We start from the raw sequence: 713 nt of genomic DNA, 5'->3' as shown, positions 1-713 counted from the left end.
TTGTGTATAGAAAACCCCCAGCTAGGCTGGGGGTTCCGTAAAGCTTTCAGCTTTGAATAAGATATTAAAACCCCTTTTGATTTGTTAAAACACCTTGCGGTCTGGCAACTGCAAGAGTCAAACAAAAAATCAAAAGGGGGTCCCAATGGGGGACGAAAAGAGCTTAGCGCATACACGATGGAATTGTAAATATCACATTGTTTTTGCCCCAAAGTATAGAAGGCAAGTTTTCTACGGTGAAAAACGTAGGGCGATAGGTAGTATTTTAAGGAAATTGTGTGAGTGGAAAAATGTCAGGATAGTGGAGGCAGAATGTTGTGTTGACCACATACACATGCTTCTAGAAATCCCACCCAAGATGAGTGTTTCGAGCTTTATGGGGTATTTAAAAGGAAAAAGCAGTCTAATGCTTTATGAGCAATTTGGGGATTTAAAGTTTAAATATCGAAATAGAGAGTTTTGGTGCAGAGGGTACTATGTTGATACGGTAGGAAAGAATACGAAACGAATACAAGAATATATAAAACATCAGTTAGAACAGGATAAATTGGGAGAGCAATTGTCGCTCCCCTATCCGGGCAGCCCGTTTACGGGCCGTAAGTAATCCATAGATGCAAATGTCAGAGCCGTTATGCGCCTGTTAGGGCGCGGCTGGTAACAAAGCCTTATAGGCGCATATTAAAAACCTCCGGCTATGCCGGAGGATATTTATT

General features: G+C 41.5%; 1 protein-coding gene. It reads left to right on the top strand.

All coding sequences use genetic code 11. The features are described from left to right. Positions 1 to 145: 145 nt before the first annotated feature. A complete protein-coding gene (gene tnpA, locus G6Q48_RS21960; protein WP_114365413.1) occupies positions 146 to 604 on the top strand; it encodes an IS200/IS605 family transposase in 459 nt (152 codons plus the stop codon). Positions 605 to 713 lie beyond the last annotated feature (109 nt).

The sequence above is a fragment of the Providencia sp. M-27 genome, from assembly GCF_011077905.1.
GTDB classification, from domain to species: domain Bacteria; phylum Pseudomonadota; class Gammaproteobacteria; order Enterobacterales; family Enterobacteriaceae; genus Providencia; species Providencia huaxiensis.
Note: the sequence above shows the minus strand (reverse complement) of the source record. Positions and strands in the feature narration are given on the sequence as shown.